At 62.5% G+C, this 16,061-nt stretch carries 12 protein-coding genes; 7 read left to right on the top strand and 5 right to left on the bottom strand.

The annotated features are described in order from the left end of the window. Positions 1–4: 4 nt before the first annotated feature. Complete coding sequence (locus KF712_08160; GenBank protein MBX3740949.1) at positions 5–766, bottom strand: hypothetical protein; 762 nt, start codon at positions 764–766, stop codon at positions 5–7. Beyond that, the gene (locus tag KF712_08155) at positions 753–2,015 is read right to left on the bottom strand and encodes an SGNH/GDSL hydrolase family protein (protein MBX3740948.1); all 1,263 of its coding nucleotides are present in this window, start codon (positions 2,013–2,015) and stop codon (positions 753–755) included. Before KF712_08155 ends, KF712_08160 begins: the two co-directional genes overlap by 14 nt. A 311-nt stretch (positions 2,016–2,326) precedes the next feature. Here KF712_08155 and KF712_08150 point away from each other — a divergent pair, with 311 nt between their 5' ends. Next, positions 2,327–3,154: a LamG domain-containing protein gene (locus KF712_08150; GenBank protein ID MBX3740947.1), complete on the top strand. Its 828-nt coding sequence runs from the start codon at positions 2,327–2,329 to the stop codon at positions 3,152–3,154. Between the two features lie 47 nt (positions 3,155–3,201). Beyond that, positions 3,202–4,068, top strand: coding sequence for an alpha/beta hydrolase (locus KF712_08145; GenBank protein ID MBX3740946.1), 867 nt, complete (start codon positions 3,202–3,204; stop codon positions 4,066–4,068). Here KF712_08145 and KF712_08140 read toward each other — a convergent pair. Continuing rightward, positions 4,065–7,094 carry a hypothetical protein gene (locus KF712_08140; GenBank protein MBX3740945.1) on the bottom strand — a complete coding sequence of 1,010 codons (3,030 nt, stop codon included), beginning with the start codon at positions 7,092–7,094 and terminating at the stop codon, positions 4,065–4,067. The genes KF712_08145 and KF712_08140 overlap by 4 nt on opposite strands. A 206-nt stretch (positions 7,095–7,300) precedes the next feature. On the opposite strand from KF712_08140, the gene KF712_08135 reads away from it, so the two are divergent. The 3 genes from KF712_08135 to KF712_08125 all read left to right on the top strand — a co-directional run bounded on the left by KF712_08135 (position 7,301) and on the right by KF712_08125 (position 12,294). Further along, complete coding sequence (locus tag KF712_08135) at positions 7,301–9,406, top strand: FAD-dependent oxidoreductase (protein ID MBX3740944.1); 2,106 nt, start codon at positions 7,301–7,303, stop codon at positions 9,404–9,406. 141 nt (positions 9,407–9,547) lie between these two features. After that, the gene (locus KF712_08130) at positions 9,548–9,931 is read left to right on the top strand and encodes a BlaI/MecI/CopY family transcriptional regulator (GenBank protein ID MBX3740943.1); all 384 of its coding nucleotides are present in this window, start codon (positions 9,548–9,550) and stop codon (positions 9,929–9,931) included. Continuing rightward, complete coding sequence (locus KF712_08125) at positions 9,928–12,294, top strand: hypothetical protein (protein MBX3740942.1); 2,367 nt, start codon at positions 9,928–9,930, stop codon at positions 12,292–12,294. The genes KF712_08130 and KF712_08125 overlap by 4 nt, the downstream gene beginning before the upstream one ends. Before the next feature lie 81 nt (positions 12,295–12,375). On the opposite strand, the gene KF712_08120 is transcribed toward KF712_08125, so the two are convergent. After that, on the bottom strand, positions 12,376–13,236 hold the full coding sequence (locus KF712_08120; GenBank protein MBX3740941.1) for a C40 family peptidase: 861 nt from the start codon (positions 13,234–13,236) through the stop codon (positions 12,376–12,378). A gap of 46 nt (positions 13,237–13,282) precedes the next feature. Then, positions 13,283–14,257 (bottom strand): glycosyltransferase family 9 protein, encoded by a 975-nt coding sequence (locus tag KF712_08115; protein ID MBX3740940.1) that lies wholly within the window; start codon positions 14,255–14,257, stop codon positions 13,283–13,285. A gap of 82 nt (positions 14,258–14,339) precedes the next feature. On the opposite strand from KF712_08115, the gene KF712_08110 reads away from it, so the two are divergent. Both KF712_08110 and KF712_08105 read left to right on the top strand, forming a co-directional pair. Beyond that, the gene (locus tag KF712_08110; protein MBX3740939.1) at positions 14,340–14,924 is read left to right on the top strand and encodes a DUF4254 domain-containing protein; all 585 of its coding nucleotides are present in this window, start codon (positions 14,340–14,342) and stop codon (positions 14,922–14,924) included. Between the two features lie 5 nt (positions 14,925–14,929). Next, positions 14,930–15,841, top strand: coding sequence for a hypothetical protein (locus KF712_08105; GenBank protein MBX3740938.1), 912 nt, complete (start codon positions 14,930–14,932; stop codon positions 15,839–15,841). The last annotated feature ends 220 nt before the right edge of the window (positions 15,842–16,061 follow it).

Raw genomic sequence — 16,061 nt, 5'->3', positions numbered from 1 at the left:
ACGCTCAATCCCCCAGCTCGGCCATCGCCGCGCGGATCGCCTGCTGGACCTCCGGGTCACCGTAGAAAGGCCCGGCACCCGGCCCCCCGGTGGTGTGGGTCTCCACCAGCAGCAGCTCCCCGTTCTTCAGGATGAAAGTCGGATGACCGCTGTCCCCCGGGATGAGATTCCGGCGGTAGATGGGGTCGAGGGATGGCACCCAGTCGAACGCGATGCCTTTCCCGAACACCCCGCGCACCTGGTGGATGGAAGCGGTGAGCGTCTGGTCCGTGGTGATGACGGGCGTACCCGGTGTGACGTCCGCCGGGTTGGCGAAGCGGTAGGCCTTGTATCCGGACGGCAGGCGCATGTTCAGCTTCCCCACCGCGATGTCGCCGACACCGGTGAGCACCTTGTGGGAGACGATGAACCGCTCCTCCGGCTGGCCCAGCCGGTCATGGAACATGGCCGGCGTATGGGCGTCGCGGATGAAATGCGCGGCCATCACCACATGGGAAGGCGAGATGAGCGTGGCGCATCTCGGATCATTCCAGGAGACTCCGGAGAAATCGAGCGGGGCGGCCCAGTTGTTCCGTCGTGGGGATTCGGCGCGCGGCTGGTAGTATTTGAAAACCGTGCCCTTCTCCGGCTCCGCCGGCAGCAGCACCAGCGGGGAACTGGCGGTGGTGCCGCCGGGTCCCGCACAGGAAACGAGGAAAACAGCGGGAAACAGGAACAGCGCGGCTTTCATCATCAGGAAACAGGCGGCGGCATCACTCCGCGACATCACCCAGCACCAGCAGGGATCCCGCATACCAGACCGCCTTCGCATACGGCTCCGGATTCGCCTCCATCTTCTTGCGGTTCTCCTCGGAAAGGATCTTCGCCTTGTCCGGCATGTTCGCGGTGAGCGTCACGGAGATCGTGTGGCGGTCGGCGGACGGGGCGGAGAAAAGGTCCATCTTCCCGAGGCGGTGGTAGGTGCAGTACTTGTCGAAGAGCAGCGCCTTCTTCGGAGCCAGTTCATCCACCTTGATCTCCACTTCCCCGCCATCCGGGCCAACCAGTCCATAGACCTGCGCGACCGTTCCTTCCAGGATGAACTCGATGGAGGCACCGGGTTCCTCCGCTTTCCAGAGTTCCGGCACACGGTTATGGAATGTTTTCGCCGGTCCGGGTTGGGTGGGATCCTGCTTGGTCCACTTGCCCTTCAGCATCGACTGGGTGATGGGGACGATCTTCGCGTTCTCCCAGTTGTCCGCGCGCAGCGGTTCCATCCCGGCGAGCTTGTGCGGACCACCGGTACCGGAGTCCTTCATGGCGGTGAGGCTGCGGGCGATGACGGTCTGATAGACCTCATGGCCGGTATCATTCGGGTGGACGGCATCGCCGGTGAAGAAGCGCTGGCCGGGCTTCGCCGGGTCCGGCTTGCCGGTGAAGATGAGGGAGCCGTCCAGCACCTGCTTCGTGACCTCCGGGCCGAAGGCGATGCTGGGGATCCGGTAGTGGTCCGCCACACCCTCCATGGCGGTCGCCACGGTGGTGAATTTCCCATCCTTGTAAGCCGGGAGCATCGGCTCGGACAGGGTATAGACAAAGCAGATGTCCGTCGTGGGGTCCGCCTTCCAGGTCTGCCGGACGATCCCCTCCATGCAGCGCTGGACCTTTTCCGCAGGGCCACCGTCATTCACCGCGAACTCGACGAACAAGAGGTCCGGCTTCTTCGAAATGACATCCTGGTCGGCACGGAACACCCCCAGATCGGAACCCGTGCCGCCGATGGTCGCGTTGATCTCGGACAGTTTCGCGTCGGGATACTGTTCCTTCAGCCACTTGAGGGATTTCACCCTCCAGCCGTTCGCGGCGGTGATGCTGCCACCCAGGTAGCCGACGCGGACTTCCTCCCCTTTCTTCAGCTTGTCGAAGAAGTTCGGCAGTCCGCCACGGACGGACAGTTCATTGGCCTTTGCCTGCTCCTGGGCATGCAGTGGCGAGATGGCGGCAACTGCCGCGGCGATGATGGGAAGGATTCGCATGTTCGGAGTTCTGGCTGCTGGTGGCGGACTTGTCCAGCGGCCACGGACGCCACCCCAAGTTCCCTCATTTCGGGTCCGAACGGATATGGGCCGATTTCGATACCACTGATTTCACTGATTTACTGATTCCAGAAGAAATCCTGCATGGGAGCAGAAGCATTCCGGAAATATTATCCTCATTCTCAATCAGTAAATCAGTGAAATCAGTGGTAATCATCCTCAATCCCCAGAGTAACCCCCATGATGGGGAAACCTTGCTACGCCACTTCCGGGTGATTGTGCGGACGCCATGAATCATGCAAGCTTCCCGGATGAAACTGCTGGTCGGATCTTTTCTGGTGTTGTTGGGCGGCATGGCGTGCGCGGGCGATGCCGACCGTGTGCTGAAGACGCCGGATCTCATCGCCTTCTGGGACTTCCAGGAACCAGCGGGCAGCCCCCGCGTCTCCAAGGGCGGCACGCAGGCACTCTCGCTGGTGGAGAAGAAGGGCGAGGTCGCACGCGTGGAGGGCGGGGTCTTCGGCCCCCACGCCGCGGAAATCGCCTACGGCCAGCGTTTCCAGATCGACCGCAAGGACGTGGGGCCGCTCGATCTCCACGGAAAGGAAGCGCAGGTGACCGTGGTGGCATGGGTGAAGCGCCGCGACAAGCAGGCTTGGCAGGCCATCGCCGGACTGTGGGATGAAACCCGCGCGAAGCGGCAATACTGCCTTTTCCTCAACGCACCCACCGCCACCCGGGCAGATGAAATGAAACGCTACCCGGTGGACAACCGAATCCACGGCCATGTTTCCGCCATCGGCGGCGGCACCCCCGGCAACAAGTACTGCATCACCTACTCCAGCGGAGCGACGAAGATCCCTCTCGGCGAATGGCAGTGTCTGGCGATGAGCTATGACGGAAAGGCTTCGCGCGTTTTCGTGAACGGAAAGCTGGATGCCTGGGAACAGCGGAATCCGCTTCCCTATGCCGACGGCCTCTTCGACGGCGGCGCGGACGGCTCCGACTTCACCGTAGGCGCGGTGCACCGCGGCGGCTCCTGGGGGAATTTTTTCGGCGGAACCATTGGCGGCCTGGCCGTGTTCAAGCGGGCGCTGGCGGAGGAGGAGATCGCCGCACTGGCGGAGGCCGGGCGCTGAGATTGCTTGAAGGATGGAATGGGAGGGGATCGTATGGCACCCTTCCCATGAAACTCATCCCGCTTCTCTTCCTCGCGTCCGCCTGCGCCCTGCAGGCCGCCGAACCCGTCGTCGTCAAACTGTGGCCGGATGGCGCCCCGGAACCCGCCGGATTCACCATGGGGCCGGAGAAGTCCATCCCGCCGAAGAACGAGACAGACGTGCTGCGGGTCACGGATGTGAGCGACCCGACCATCTCCATCTACAAGCCGGAGAAACCGAACGGCACCGCCGTGCTGGTGGCCCCGGGCGGTGGCTACAACATCCTCGCCATCGAGCACGAAGGCACCCAGGTCTGCGAGTGGCTGAACACCCTGGGCGTCACCGGCGTGCTGCTGAAATACCGCGTGCCCGACCGCAAGGGGACCAAGCAGGGGGAGATCCCGCTCCAGGACGCCCAGCGGGCGATGGGTATCGTCCGCCACCGCGCGGCGGAGTGGGGCATCAAGCCGGACCGCATCGGTATCCTGGGCTTTTCCGCCGGCGGCCACCTCTGTGTGATGACCACCCTGCATGCGAACGAGCGGACCTACCAGCGCGACGCCGCGCTGGAAGCGGAGAATGCCACCCCCAATTTCTCGATCCCCGTCTATCCCGCCTACCTGACGGAGAAGGATTCCTTCCAGCTCAAGCCGGACTTCGCCGTAACCCCACAATCACCCGCCATCTGCTTGGTCCATGCCCATGACGACCGCATCACCTCCGCAGGCAGCGCGTTGCTCTATCTGGAATACAAGAAGCTGGGCCTCCCCGCGGAACTCCACATCTACGCGAAGGGCGGCCATGGCTATGGCATGAAAAAATCCGGCCAACCGGTGAACAGTTGGCCGGATCGTGTGGGAGACTGGCTCAAGTCCAGCGGACTCCTCGACTAAGGGGTGACGGTGTTGTCCACCACCGCGCGGATGAATGCCTTCGGCTGGGCGGTGGTGGAGGAGGACAGGCGGAAGCTCTTGTACTCCCATCCGCTGCTGAGGGCCGGGGTGGTGGTGAGCGGCGAGGCCAGCGGAACCACATCCGGGCCGGTCGTCCAGTTCGTCAGATCATAGCTGCCCTGGATCCGGTAGGTGATGCCATCGACCTGGGTCGAAATGCTCGGGCCGGTGGTCGCACTGAACGTCGCTCCGATTCGGACAGGGATGGTGAGGGTGTAGTAGTTCGTCCCACCCACGTTGCTGATCGCGTGGATCTCCTTCGCGTTGCGGGCACCGCTCATCGGGTTCCCATCAAGCGCGAAATCCAGGAAGTTCAGGCGGCCGTCGCCGTTCGCATCGACATTGCGCCCCCGCAATCCGCTCGGCACGCCGAAGCCCGGAGTCGCAGCCCACTCCGGGAACGGATCCACATAGGGCACCCCTTGGGAAACCCGGAGATTGTCCAAGGCAGCGACACGACTCTTGTTGGCGGGTTTTGAAATTCCCCAGAAGAGGGTATGGGCGGGTACCTGCCGGCGGAACTTCAGATAGGACACAGTCCCCGTTTTGCCACCGGGACTCCGGTCCGTCACCGTGGCCTTGTAGGTGTTGGTCAGCGGGTTGACCTCGATCTGGAACGAATAGGTGATTCCCGCTTGGTAGGGAACACCGCTGCTCTGCATGTTTCTCGGAACAAAATAGTTCGGGGTCGCGGGAGTGATGAAATTCGCGGCATCGAAATCAAAGAAATACCAATGTGGCACCCCGCCGACGTTGATATTCTTGGCATTTCCGTCAGGATTCGTCGTTTCATCACTATTGAAAACGCGGTTTGTGCCGTCATTTCCCCCAACCACGCCCACCAACCAAGTGAGGTTGGTGGCATCCGAGGGATTCGGACCGAGATTACTCCCAACTCCGGCGGGGCCGTCCGCACCGATCTGGATCCGGTCTCCGAATTGGGTCACACCATCGCCGCTGACCGTTTTGTAGTCGAACTTCACCGTATAGGGCTGGCTCATGTCCACCACCGCAGGGTTCGGTCTCCTTCTGGTGCCTTGATCCGCACTGACAGCCGGCCGGTGGTAGATCTGCAGATAACTTCCGGAACCCGGCGTGAGCGGGCCGCCATCGGTTTGGCTGGAAACATAAGCTCCCGGGGTGCCCGTGGTTTCCTCAACCTCGTACCAGCCGGATTTCCAACCGAAACCATCGTCATTCACCTCGAGGAAATTCCTGCTCATGTCATCCCCCGCCGTGTTCGGCTCTGAAACCGGTTGGGCGAGATAGGGGGTATTTCTGGTAACCGCCTGCATGTTCCATCCATAACGGATTTCATCCAGGAAGAAGGTCTGGGGGGAGCCGGAGCTTCCGTGTGCCACGATCTCAAATCTCTTTCCTTGGTTGAACTCCCAGCTTCCCACCGACTGGATGCCGGAAATCCTCACGGTGACCTGGTTGGCGGCACTGCCGATCGTCGCTGCATTCAACACGGCATCCGTCCCTCCCGCTGCGATGAAGTTGGCGTACTGCGCCTCCGTGAGCGCCCACATGTCCGCAACGGCGAAACGGGCGAAGAATCTCACCGCAACACCTGAACCGGAGACGGTCGTCTGCTTGCTGAGGGTGATGACCCGGGTTTCATGGTTCACTGCGGTGACGACGGTACCCTCGTCAATACCCGGCCCCTCAACCAGCTGGCCCTCCCTGATCCCGGGAATCGAGTTGGGGCCTTCAACGATCTCGGGAATGCGATCCACCGTCAGGGTCAGGGATCCTGACGTGATTTCGGCCCGCACCGGATTGATGCTTCTCAACGTAACCGTGATGTCGGCGGACGCGGTGATGGTCGCTTGGTTATTCAGTGTGACGGAGGTGGCGGTCGAGATACCGGTCACCATGGTGCCTGGAGGGAGGTTCGCATGAGTCACGATCTGCCCGACGGCGAGCCTGTGCCCCGACGGAAGGTTGGAGAGGATATTGCTGCCCGCCGTCGTCCGTGCGACGGAGGTGAAAGTACGATCTTGGACGATAGTGGCGGTGCTGAGCGTCACCGGGATGGGGACCGGCGTCTCGTCCGTGGTCATCGGAGAGGCCGCGGTCGTGTTCTTGTCGATGAGAACCGTCCGGGTGGTGACACTGCCTTCAGTAGTGGTCACCAGGCCGGTGACGATCGAGTTGTCCGGGATTCCGGCACCGGGATCACCCTTGATGAGGTGGCCCACTTCCAAACCGCTGGGGAAGGCGGTAACGGTGGACGGAAGCACCAGACTGTTCGAATTATTGGCGAAAATGAAGTTTCCGCTCGCCCCTAGGTAATTCCCCACTTGGGTGAACCTTCCGACCATCAGATAGGTTGTGTTCACCGACAACCCTTGGGTCGCGGGGCTGGGAGCGGATTTGAAATTGTTCAGTTGGTAGCCCAGACGCGGCTGGGCCAGCGTGGTGGATGCAGGGCTGGCCGGCCCGTCCACGTGCATCTCGAAGGCGCTCGTCGCATTGCCTCCGATGCGCACTTCGGCCCGCGCCGCGGCCAGCGTGCTGATCCGGTTGAAATTGATCAGATAGCTGCAATACACCCGGTGATAGTAATCGAACGAGGTGTCACCCGCCGCCCGCCCCCCGTCAATGTTGACAAACATCGCGGTCGCATTGGCGTTGAATGCATTGGCGCGGAGCTTCTTTCCCGCGGTCGTCGGCGCCAGCGCTCCGAACTGAAGACCGCCTTCCTCGATCAGAAAGGCATCGTTGTAAGCCGTTCCTCCTGACGTGTAGCGCCCCGACAACCCATAGCCGCCCGTGAAGGTGGCGGTGGTCGAAATCGTCGAAATGTTCGGGAACACCCGCCCGGTCGGGTTGTTGTCGTAATTCTCGAAAATGAAAGCGGACGAAGGTTGTGCCTGGGCACTGGGTGGCAGCGATAACGCCACGGACGACCCGAGGGCAATGAACGCCGCCCGGGTCAGTTGGGAGCCGGAATTTTTCATAGGGGTTTTTTTAGAAAATGAGCTGAGAAGCCAATCTTGGACCATTTGCCGCACATTTCAACCTCGTAAGTGTCGTTACTTTTGCAGTTTCCCGATGGACCCGGAGTCCTGGTTGCCAGGCGCTTTCAAACGATCGTTACCTTGACGCACCCATAATCTGGAACTACAAGTTTCTCCGTATGCACAAGTCTCTGATTTTCAAAATTTTGCCGCTATCATGTGCGATGGCGGGCGCGGCGGAGGTCCATGACCTCGTCATCTACGGTGGAAGCTCGGCGGCGATTGCGGCGGCGGTGCAGGTCAAAAAAATGGGCGGATCCGTAATCATCATCGAGCCGACGGACCGGATCGGCGGCCTGACCACGGGGGGCTTGGGACAGACGGACATCGGCAACAAGCAGGTGATCGGCGGCATTTCCCGTAAATTCTACCAAGACGTGAAATCATGGTATGCCCGGCCGGAGGCTTGGACGGCAATGCCGCAGCCGGAAGGCAACTTCAAGGGAGACGGCCAGAGCGTCACCGAAGCGCATGAGGACACCCAGTGGGGCTTCGAGCCGAGCGCGGCGCTGGGCATCTACAAGAACTGGGTGAAGGAGTTCAACCTGGAGATCGTTTACAACGAGCGCCTGGACCGTACCGGGGAAGGGAAGGCCACGGACCGCGGCGACGGCTTCTGGATCGCCAAGCCCGGCACCGTCGGCAAGGGCGTGGTCAAAGAGGGCAACAAGATCACGGCGATCGTGATGGAGTCCGGTAAGAAATATGAGGGCAAGGCGTTCATGGACGCCACCTATGAGGGTGACCTGCTCGCAGTGGCGGGCGTGGGCTTCACCATCGGCCGCGAGGGCAAGGCCATCTACGGGGAGACCCTCAACGGCGTCCAGATCGCGAAGTCCACCCACCACCAGATTGTCAAAGGCGTCGATCCCTACGTGAAGCCGGGTGATCCGGCCAGCGGCCTCCTCTTCGGGATCGACCCGAAAGGCCCGGGCGAGGAATACGCCAGCGACCACCGCATCCAGGCTTACTGCTTCCGCATGTGCCTGACAAACCATGACCCGAACCGGATCCCTTTCAAGAAGCCGGAACCCTACAACGAGGGATGGTACGAGCTGCTTTTCCGCAACTACGAGGCGGGCTACGCCGGCACCCCGTGGATCAACTCCTCCATGCCAAACAAGAAGACGGACACCAACAACCGCGACGGTGTTGCCTCCGACTTCATCGGCCAGAACTACGAATGGCCGCAGGGTTCCTATGACGAGCGGAAGCAGATCCGCGAGGCCCACCTGAACTACCACCAGGGCCTGATGTGGTCGCTGGCGAACCACCCGCGCGTGCCGGAGAAGGTCCGCAACATCGTCTCCAAGTGGGGCATGACCAAGGACGAGTTCCCGGAAGGCGGTGGCTGGCAGGAGCAGCTCTACGTCCGTGAGGGCCGGCGGATGATCTCCGACGTGGTGATGACGCAGCAGTACTGCCAGCAGTTCGAGCGCGCGGAGGACTCCGTCGGCATGGGCGCCTACAACATGGACTCCCACAACACCCAGCGCTACGTGACGAAGGACGGCCACGCCCGCAACGAAGGCAACATCGAGGTCGGCGTGAGGCCCTACCCCATCAGCTACAAGTCCATCATCCCTAAAGAAGATGAGGCATCGAACCTGGTGGTGCCCATCGCCCTCAGCTCCAGCCACATCGCCTTCGGCAGCATCCGGATGGAGCCGGTGTTCATGATCCTCGGCCAGAGCGGCGCGACCGCCGTGATGCACGCCATCAAGGACGGCGTCTCCCTCCAGAAGGTGGACTACGCGAAGCTGAAGGAGCGCCTTCTTGCTGACAAACAGGTCCTCGACCACGCCTCCAGCGGCAAGCGTCCGGGGGCGAACGCCTCCGCCAAGATGGACGGCGTCGTCGTCGATGACTCGAAGGCAAGGTTCGAAGGCACCTGGGAAGTGAGCATCATCCCCGGCGGCGTTGACGACGGCTACCGCCATGACGGCGCGGCCAAGGACGGCAAGGCGAAGGCCACCTTCGACCTCACCTCATTGGAGGAAGGGGAATACTCCGTGCAGATCGCCGGCGTGCCGAACAACAACCGCTCCACCAAAACCAAGGTGGACATCATCGTGGGGGACCAGACCTCGGCCCACACCGTGGACCAGCGCCCGGCCCCGAAGATCGACGGCATCTGGACGGAAGTCACCAAACTCAGCCTCAAGGAAGACCAGCGCATCTCCGTCGTCATCAGCAACGAAGGCGCGGACGGATTCGTGATCGTGGACGCCGTCCGCATCCTGAAGAAGTAATCCCTCTTTGTTCCGACAGGCGGCAGGCGACATGGTTGCCTGCCGCCTCTTTTTTTGGATGGATGCGGGACACTCCCGCATCCGTTAATTTTTTAACGAAATGGCTTGCCGCCACACGGACATGCGTTAAGAAATTAACGCATGTCGGATTTATCGGAACTCAGCCGCCGTGAGCGGCAGATCATGGACCTGGTGTTCTCGCTCGGTGAGGCGACGGTGAACCAGATCGCCGAGGGCCTGCCGGATCCCCCCACGCCCATGGCGGTGCGGCGGATGATGCACATCCTGGAGGAGAAGAAATTCCTCAACCGCCGGCAGGAAGGCCGGGAGGTGGTGTATCTGCCAGTGCAGTCGAAGGCGCGGGTGGGCCTACAGGCGTTGCAGCACGTGCTGGACACCTTCTTCGGTGGCGCGGTGGACGAGGCGCTGGCCGCGCATTTCTCGAAGAAGCGGGACGTCAGCGCGGAGCAGTTCGCCCGGATGAAGGCCCTCATCGAAGACTCCAGGAAGAAAGGCAACCCATGAACCCGACCGAGATCCTGTCCCTCGAAACCGCCCTGCGCGGCCTGGCAATCCTCACCGCCGGCTGCGCCGTGGTCCTGCTGATGCGCGCCGCCTCCGCCGCCACCAGGCACCATGTGCTTCTGTGCACGTTGGTGGCTGCCATCGTCATCCCACTGGCAGCGGCGGTCATCCCGAAGTGGAAGGTGGTGCCACGCTGGCAGCCGGACCCGCAGGCGGTGGCACCTCTTCCTGAGCCGGTCTATCCCACTTCCATCCATGCAAGCTCGGCTCCGTCCGGAAAGACGGTGCTGCCCCTTCCGTCGTCGGCGCCCGCACAAGAGGCGGCAGCCCCCGCCTCCACGAAGACAGTGGCGGACCTTTCCTGGAAAAAAGCCGCCGCCATGGTCTGGCTGGGCGGCACGGCGATCATGCTGGCGTTCTCCCTTGGCGGCATGCTTCTGCTCCGGCGGTTGGGCAGGCGTGCCATCCGCTGCGAGGCGGGACCACTTCACGACGCAGTCGTCTCACTCGCCCGGGAACACGGCCTCCACCGGAAGATCAATGTCCTGATTTCCCAGGAAGACAGGATGCCCATGGTGTGGGGAGTCTTCCGCCACCGCCTCCTGCTGCCCGCTTCCGCCGCCTCATGGCCGGAACAAAAGCTGCGCATCGTCCTGCTGCACGAACTCTCCCACCTCCGCAGGCACGACCCGGCCTCGCTGTTCATCGCCCGTTTCGCCCTCGCGCTCCATTGGTTCAACCCCCTCGCCTGGGTGGCGCACCACCAGCTCCGCGCCGAGCAGGAATGCGCATGCGATGACCTCGTCCTCTCCCATGGCATCACCGCGCCGGACTATGCGGATGAGATGCTGGATTTCTCCGCCAATCTTCCTTCCGCCTCCGCCCTTCTCCCCGCGACCATGATGCTGCGTGAAAGCGGACTGGAGCGGCGCATCCGCGGCATCCTGGATGGCACGCTCAACCGCCGCCCCCTCTCCCCGCGTGGGGCTGGGAACATCGTGCTGCTGGCGACTCTGCTGGCGGCCCCGCTCGCCATCCTCGGCGCGGCGGACCTCATCATGAAACCCGCCGTGAGAGGGCGGATCCTCGACCGCAACGGCATCGTCCTCGCGGAAACCAAAGGGGATGAAAAGGTTCGCCATCATCCATTCAAGGCACTTGGTGTCCACCTTATCGGCGTGAGCAATCCGAAAGCCGGTGGCAAAGGGACCGCCGGGATCGAGGAGTCCTATGATGCGGAACTCCAGGCCGGGCAGGATGTGAAGACCACCATGGATGCCCGCATCCAGTCGGTGGTGGAAAGCACGCTGCGGGAGTCCGGCATCGGCCGTGGCGCGGTGGTGATCCTGGACCCTGCGAACGGCGATGTGCTGGCCAGCGCGTCGGTCCCGTCATTTGATCCGGCTGGCTTCCATGAGATGGAGAACTTCCAGGATCTCTCCCGGGATCCGACACAACCATTCCTCAACCGTGCGATCAGTGAATTTTCACCAGGCTCCACGTTCACGATCGTCACATCCCTGGCAGCCTCGCGGCGGAACATCGAGCACAAGCGGTACCGATGCGCCCCCGTGAAAGTCGGAAATCATGAGCTGAACTGCTGGCTCCATAACAAGAGCAAGGAATCCCATGGTGACCAGAACTTCAGCGAGGCTCTGGCCTGTGGTTGCGGCTCCCACTTCCACCAGCTCTCCCTGGATGTCGGCATCACGGATCTCGCTGCTACCGCCGGCCTGCTGGGCCTGGGACGCAAAACCGGCATCCGTCTCAATCGGGAGCAACCGGGCCTCTACCCGTCTCCGGACCGCCCCGAACGTGCACGCACGGATGGCAGATGGTATCAGATGGATACGGTGATGTTGGGCATCGGCCAGGGTTACTCTTTCGCCACACCTCTCCAGATCGCCTCGATGAGTGCCACGGTGGCCAATGGCGGGAAGGTCTTTGTTCCCCGGCTCGACATGGCCTCGCCCGTCACGTGGTCGGCGGATCTCCGGGAACATCAGATCAGGGAGAGCCGCATCAAGGAATTGCAGGAAGGCATGAAAGAGCGTGTCACCATTTTCCGGATGCGGAGCGAAAAAGTCGCGATCGCCGGAACCACCGGCACCGCCCAAACTTTGCTCAAGGGACATAGATCCCACAACGCCTGGTTCACCGGCTTTGCCCCCGCGGAGGCACCCCGCTATGCCATCGCCGTCATGGTGCAGCACGCGGGATCCGGTGCCGGTGTGGCGGGTCCGGTCGCCCGCAGGATTCTGGAAACCATCACCGGAGAGTTGCCGCCACCCGTGGTCCAGGAACCGAACGAAGGTCATACCCGCCGGTTGGAATCGGAGGACATGATGCACATGACCCCATGAGAGCCTGTTGGAATGCCATCAGGACCGTGGCTTCGGCGTCCCGCCGCAGCCACCTATATTTCAACGAGGCGATGCACGCGCTCACGGAGTTCCCCCCGCTCCGTCCTTGATCTCCTCGATTCCCGGCGGCGCTCCGTATCCGGCGAATCTGGCCCTGCCACCTTCCTTCGGCAGGTAAAAATCATACACGCCATAGCCGTTCGCCTGCTTGCCGCGGTAGGACCGGCCGTCCGTCGCATTGATCATGACCGGCCGCTTGTCCTTCTTCTCCCGGCCCAGATAAATGGCCACGTGGGTGATGTTCACCGGCCGTCCATCGGACGGAGCGTAAGTACCTTCCCAGAAAAGCAGGTCCCCCGGTTTCAGCGCCGCTAGGGATGGATGCTCCAACGTCAACGCGGTGCCCGACGTCTCATGGAGGCCACCCGCTTCCTTTACCCACAGGTATTGGTCGGCGGAGGTGCGCGGCGGTTTCAGGCCCGCCTTGTTCATCACGAAATACATCGCGCCGGAGCAGTCGAAGCCGCCATCCGCCGGGCTTGATCCGCCGAACTTGTAGGGAAGCCATGGCGATTCCTTCGCCACACGGATCGCCCCTTCGATCAGCTTCCTGCGGTCTTCCGGAAGCGTGTCGAAATCCAGAAGGTCAGTGGCGGCGATGACCGCCGGTGGTCCGTGCGGGCTTTTCTTTCCCGCCTCCGCGCCTTCCGTCGGCGCGCTGTCCCCGGCAGGTGGTGTCACCTTTCCGTCCGGCTTGGTGACTTTTTTCTCCGCCGGGGTCTTGGTGGATGCGGCGGGCTTTTTCACCGCCGGAACCGCCTTTGCTTTGGTGGTGCTGGTCGTGGCCGTCGTCTTCGGTTTTGAAGGCGCGGCCTTCTTCTTCGTCGTCTCCGCATGCAGCGGCAGCACGGCGAGAACCAGCAGTGCGAGACAAGCCTTCATCTAACAACCGTAAGCCGGGCGGATGCTCCGCGCAACCTGCGATCATCTAGCGGAAGATGAGCCGCTCCACCGCTTCAAGCACCGTTTCCGGGGTCAGGTCCATCAGCACCCCACCCGGAGCCACAACCGACTCGGTGCGAGGGGATCCCGGCGGCCACGGGCCGAAACGCGAGGGCGAAGTGGGGCCGAAAATGGCCAGCACCCGGTTGCCGAGGGCCGCGGAAAGATGCATCGGCCCGCTGTCATTTCCGATGAAGGTCGATTTCTGGCGGACCAGCTCGATCATCTCATCCATCGGGCAGCCGGTCAGGTTGAGGAAGCGCCCTTCCGGGATGTCTCCGCCGGGAGAGGCCGGCTTTCCGGCGCACCATGCCACCCGGCTGCCGGGGATGTGCTGCCAGATCAGGTGCGTCAGTTGGCCGAACTTCGGCCACTCCTTGCCCACACCACGGCTGTCCGTGAAGATGACGAACAGCTTCCGGGGATCCTCCTCGAAAAAGGGTGCCCATGGGAAAGACGGTCCGGCGTTGAGTTCCAGCGGGTACTGGATCTCCTGTTCCAGTCCCGCCGCCTTCAGGAAGCCCTGGAGGATCGGCACCGCATGGTGCGGTCCGGCTCCTGCGGGCAGATCCACGGCTTCATCATAGAAAAGGGAGGCACCTTCGCGGCTGTCCGCACGGCCCCACTTCTGCCGCGCCCTCGCGGCGGCGATCATCAGCCCGGAGCGGGCGAGGCCCTGCATGTCCCAGGCGAGGTCGAATTTCCGGCCGCGCAGCGTCTTCATCACGTTCCACAGCCCGCGGACGCCTTCCTTCCGGTGGTAGTGGATGGTTTCGTGGACGAATGGGGCGGCCTCCACCAATCCGGCGAAGCGGTCCCTCACCACCCAGGTGATCCGGCAGTCCGGCCACTGGCGGGCCACATTCTGCACCACCTGGAGGCCGTGGACGATGTCACCGAGCGACGACGGTTTGATGACCAGCAGGCTTTTCGGGGTGGCGGGCTTCTCGTTTCCGGGCACGGACGCAGGCTTGCCTCCCCCCACCGGGCCTGCAATCCTAAAGCCCCGCCACGACCGACAAACGGCCGCTTCCCAGCCCATGATGAAATTCGATCCCAACGAAATCGCAGCCCTCCAGCTCGACCTCACCGCCCGCTGGCATGAAGTCGCACCCGCCGCCGCCGGCGAGGGATTCCTCCGGCTCGTGCAGGAAAATCATCAGCGGAACTTCGAGCTCTGGCATGAGGAGGACATCGCCCGCCGGGATGATCTGGGATCGGAACGGGTCCACCAGGCGAAGCGCGCGATCGACCGCTACAACCAGGAACGGAACAACTTCATCGAGAAAATGGACGAGGTGCTGGTCAACGAACTGGAACCCGCCGAATCCGGCGTCCCCCGGAACTCGGAGACTCCCGGCATGATCATCGACCGGCTTTCCATCCTCGCCCTCAAGGATTTCCACATGCACGAGGAAACGGTGCGGACGGACGTGGACGACGCCCATCGCTCGAACTGCTCCGCCAAGCTGGCCCGCATCCGCCTCCAGCGGTCGGACCTGACGCAGAGCCTGTCGGAACTGCTCTATGAAGTGGCCGCCGGCCGCCGGACCTTCGGCGTCTACTACCAGTTCAAGATGTACAACGACCCGGCGCTCAATCCCCAGCTCTACGGAGCAAAGGCGTAACCGCCATGGCGTCCCGCGACCGATCCGTCCCCCTGCACAGCCCCACCCTCTGGCCCACTTGGGCGGGTGTGTGGCTTTTCCGGCAGCTATGCAAGCTGCCATGGCCCGCGCAGGTGCGGCTTGGCAAATTCTTCGGCCGGCTCATTTTCCATGTGATCCGGCTGCGGCGCAAGATCGTCTCCGTGAACCTGGAGTTGTGCTTCCCAGAGAAGTCCCCTGCGGAGCGCCGCGCCCTTGCACTCGCCCATTACGAATCGATGGGCATCGGAATTTTTGAAACCGGGATGGCCTGGTGGGGCCCCGATGAAAAATTGCCGTCGTTCAGCATCGTCGGCCGGGAGCATCTGGAAGCCGCTTCCGAAGGTGGACGCGGTGTCCTGCTGCTGACCGCCCATTTCACCACCCTAGAAATCTGTGGACGCTTCTTCGTGGACAACATCCCCATGGGCGGCCTCTACCGGGAGCCGGACAACCGGGTCATCGCCCATGAGATGTTCAAGCACCGGGTGGCCAAGATGAAGCCCGCCATCCCCATGGATGACCTGCGCGGCCTGCTGCGCGGCCTCCGGGATGGCGCCACCATCTGGTATGCCCCGGACCAGGGGAAAAAGAGCAAGTTCGCCGCCATCCTGCCGTTCTTCGGCGTGCCCGCACTGACCAACACCGCCACCAGCAAGATCGCCCAGATGTCCGGGGCCGCCGTGGTCCCCTACTTCGGCTTCCGCATGGCGGATGGCAGCTACCGGCTGGAGATCCTGCCCGCCCTGGAAAATTTCCCGACCGATGACGCGAATGAGGACGCCATCCGCATCAACCGCCTGATCGAGGAACAGATCCAGCGCGCGCCGGAACAATACTTCTGGATGCACCGACGATTCAAAAAGCGCGGCAAAGGACTGCCGAATGTCTATCGCTGAGGGTGGAGGGAATGATAAATGCCCAAAAGGCACCGATCATCAGCCTGAAGCGATGATCGGCAAATCCAAAATTTCACCCCTCAGAGTGTTTCAAAAATAGTATGCCCCATCCGGATACGGTCATGGATCAAAGACCGTGGCAAGATGCTCCGGCAACGGTTTGCGGCGAGAGATTGGCCGTAGTCAGGCCCCCATGTCGCCGCGCTCCTTTGGTTGGGCC

The sequence above is a fragment of the Akkermansiaceae bacterium genome (assembly GCA_019634595.1).
Classification (GTDB): Bacteria; Verrucomicrobiota; Verrucomicrobiia; order Verrucomicrobiales; family Akkermansiaceae; genus Luteolibacter.
This window is presented reverse-complemented; position numbering and strand designations above follow the sequence as displayed.

Coding starts and splice junctions, on each gene's coding strand:
- KF712_08130 (MBX3740943.1), top strand. CDS start 9,548: ATGTCGGATTTATCGGAACTCAGCCGCCGTGAGCGGCAGATCATGGAC.
- KF712_08110 (MBX3740939.1), top strand. CDS start 14,340: ATGAAATTCGATCCCAACGAAATCGCAGCCCTCCAGCTCGACCTCACC.
- KF712_08140 (MBX3740945.1), bottom strand. CDS start 7,094: ATGAAAAATTCCGGCTCCCAACTGACCCGGGCGGCGTTCATTGCCCTC.
- KF712_08120 (MBX3740941.1), bottom strand. CDS start 13,236: ATGAAGGCTTGTCTCGCACTGCTGGTTCTCGCCGTGCTGCCGCTGCAT.
- KF712_08160 (MBX3740949.1), bottom strand. CDS start 766: ATGTCGCGGAGTGATGCCGCCGCCTGTTTCCTGATGATGAAAGCCGCG.
- KF712_08155 (MBX3740948.1), bottom strand. CDS start 2,015: ATGCGAATCCTTCCCATCATCGCCGCGGCAGTTGCCGCCATCTCGCCA.
- KF712_08145 (MBX3740946.1), top strand. CDS start 3,202: ATGAAACTCATCCCGCTTCTCTTCCTCGCGTCCGCCTGCGCCCTGCAG.
- KF712_08125 (MBX3740942.1), top strand. CDS start 9,928: ATGAACCCGACCGAGATCCTGTCCCTCGAAACCGCCCTGCGCGGCCTG.
- KF712_08150 (MBX3740947.1), top strand. CDS start 2,327: ATGAAACTGCTGGTCGGATCTTTTCTGGTGTTGTTGGGCGGCATGGCG.
- KF712_08105 (MBX3740938.1), top strand. CDS start 14,930: ATGGCGTCCCGCGACCGATCCGTCCCCCTGCACAGCCCCACCCTCTGG.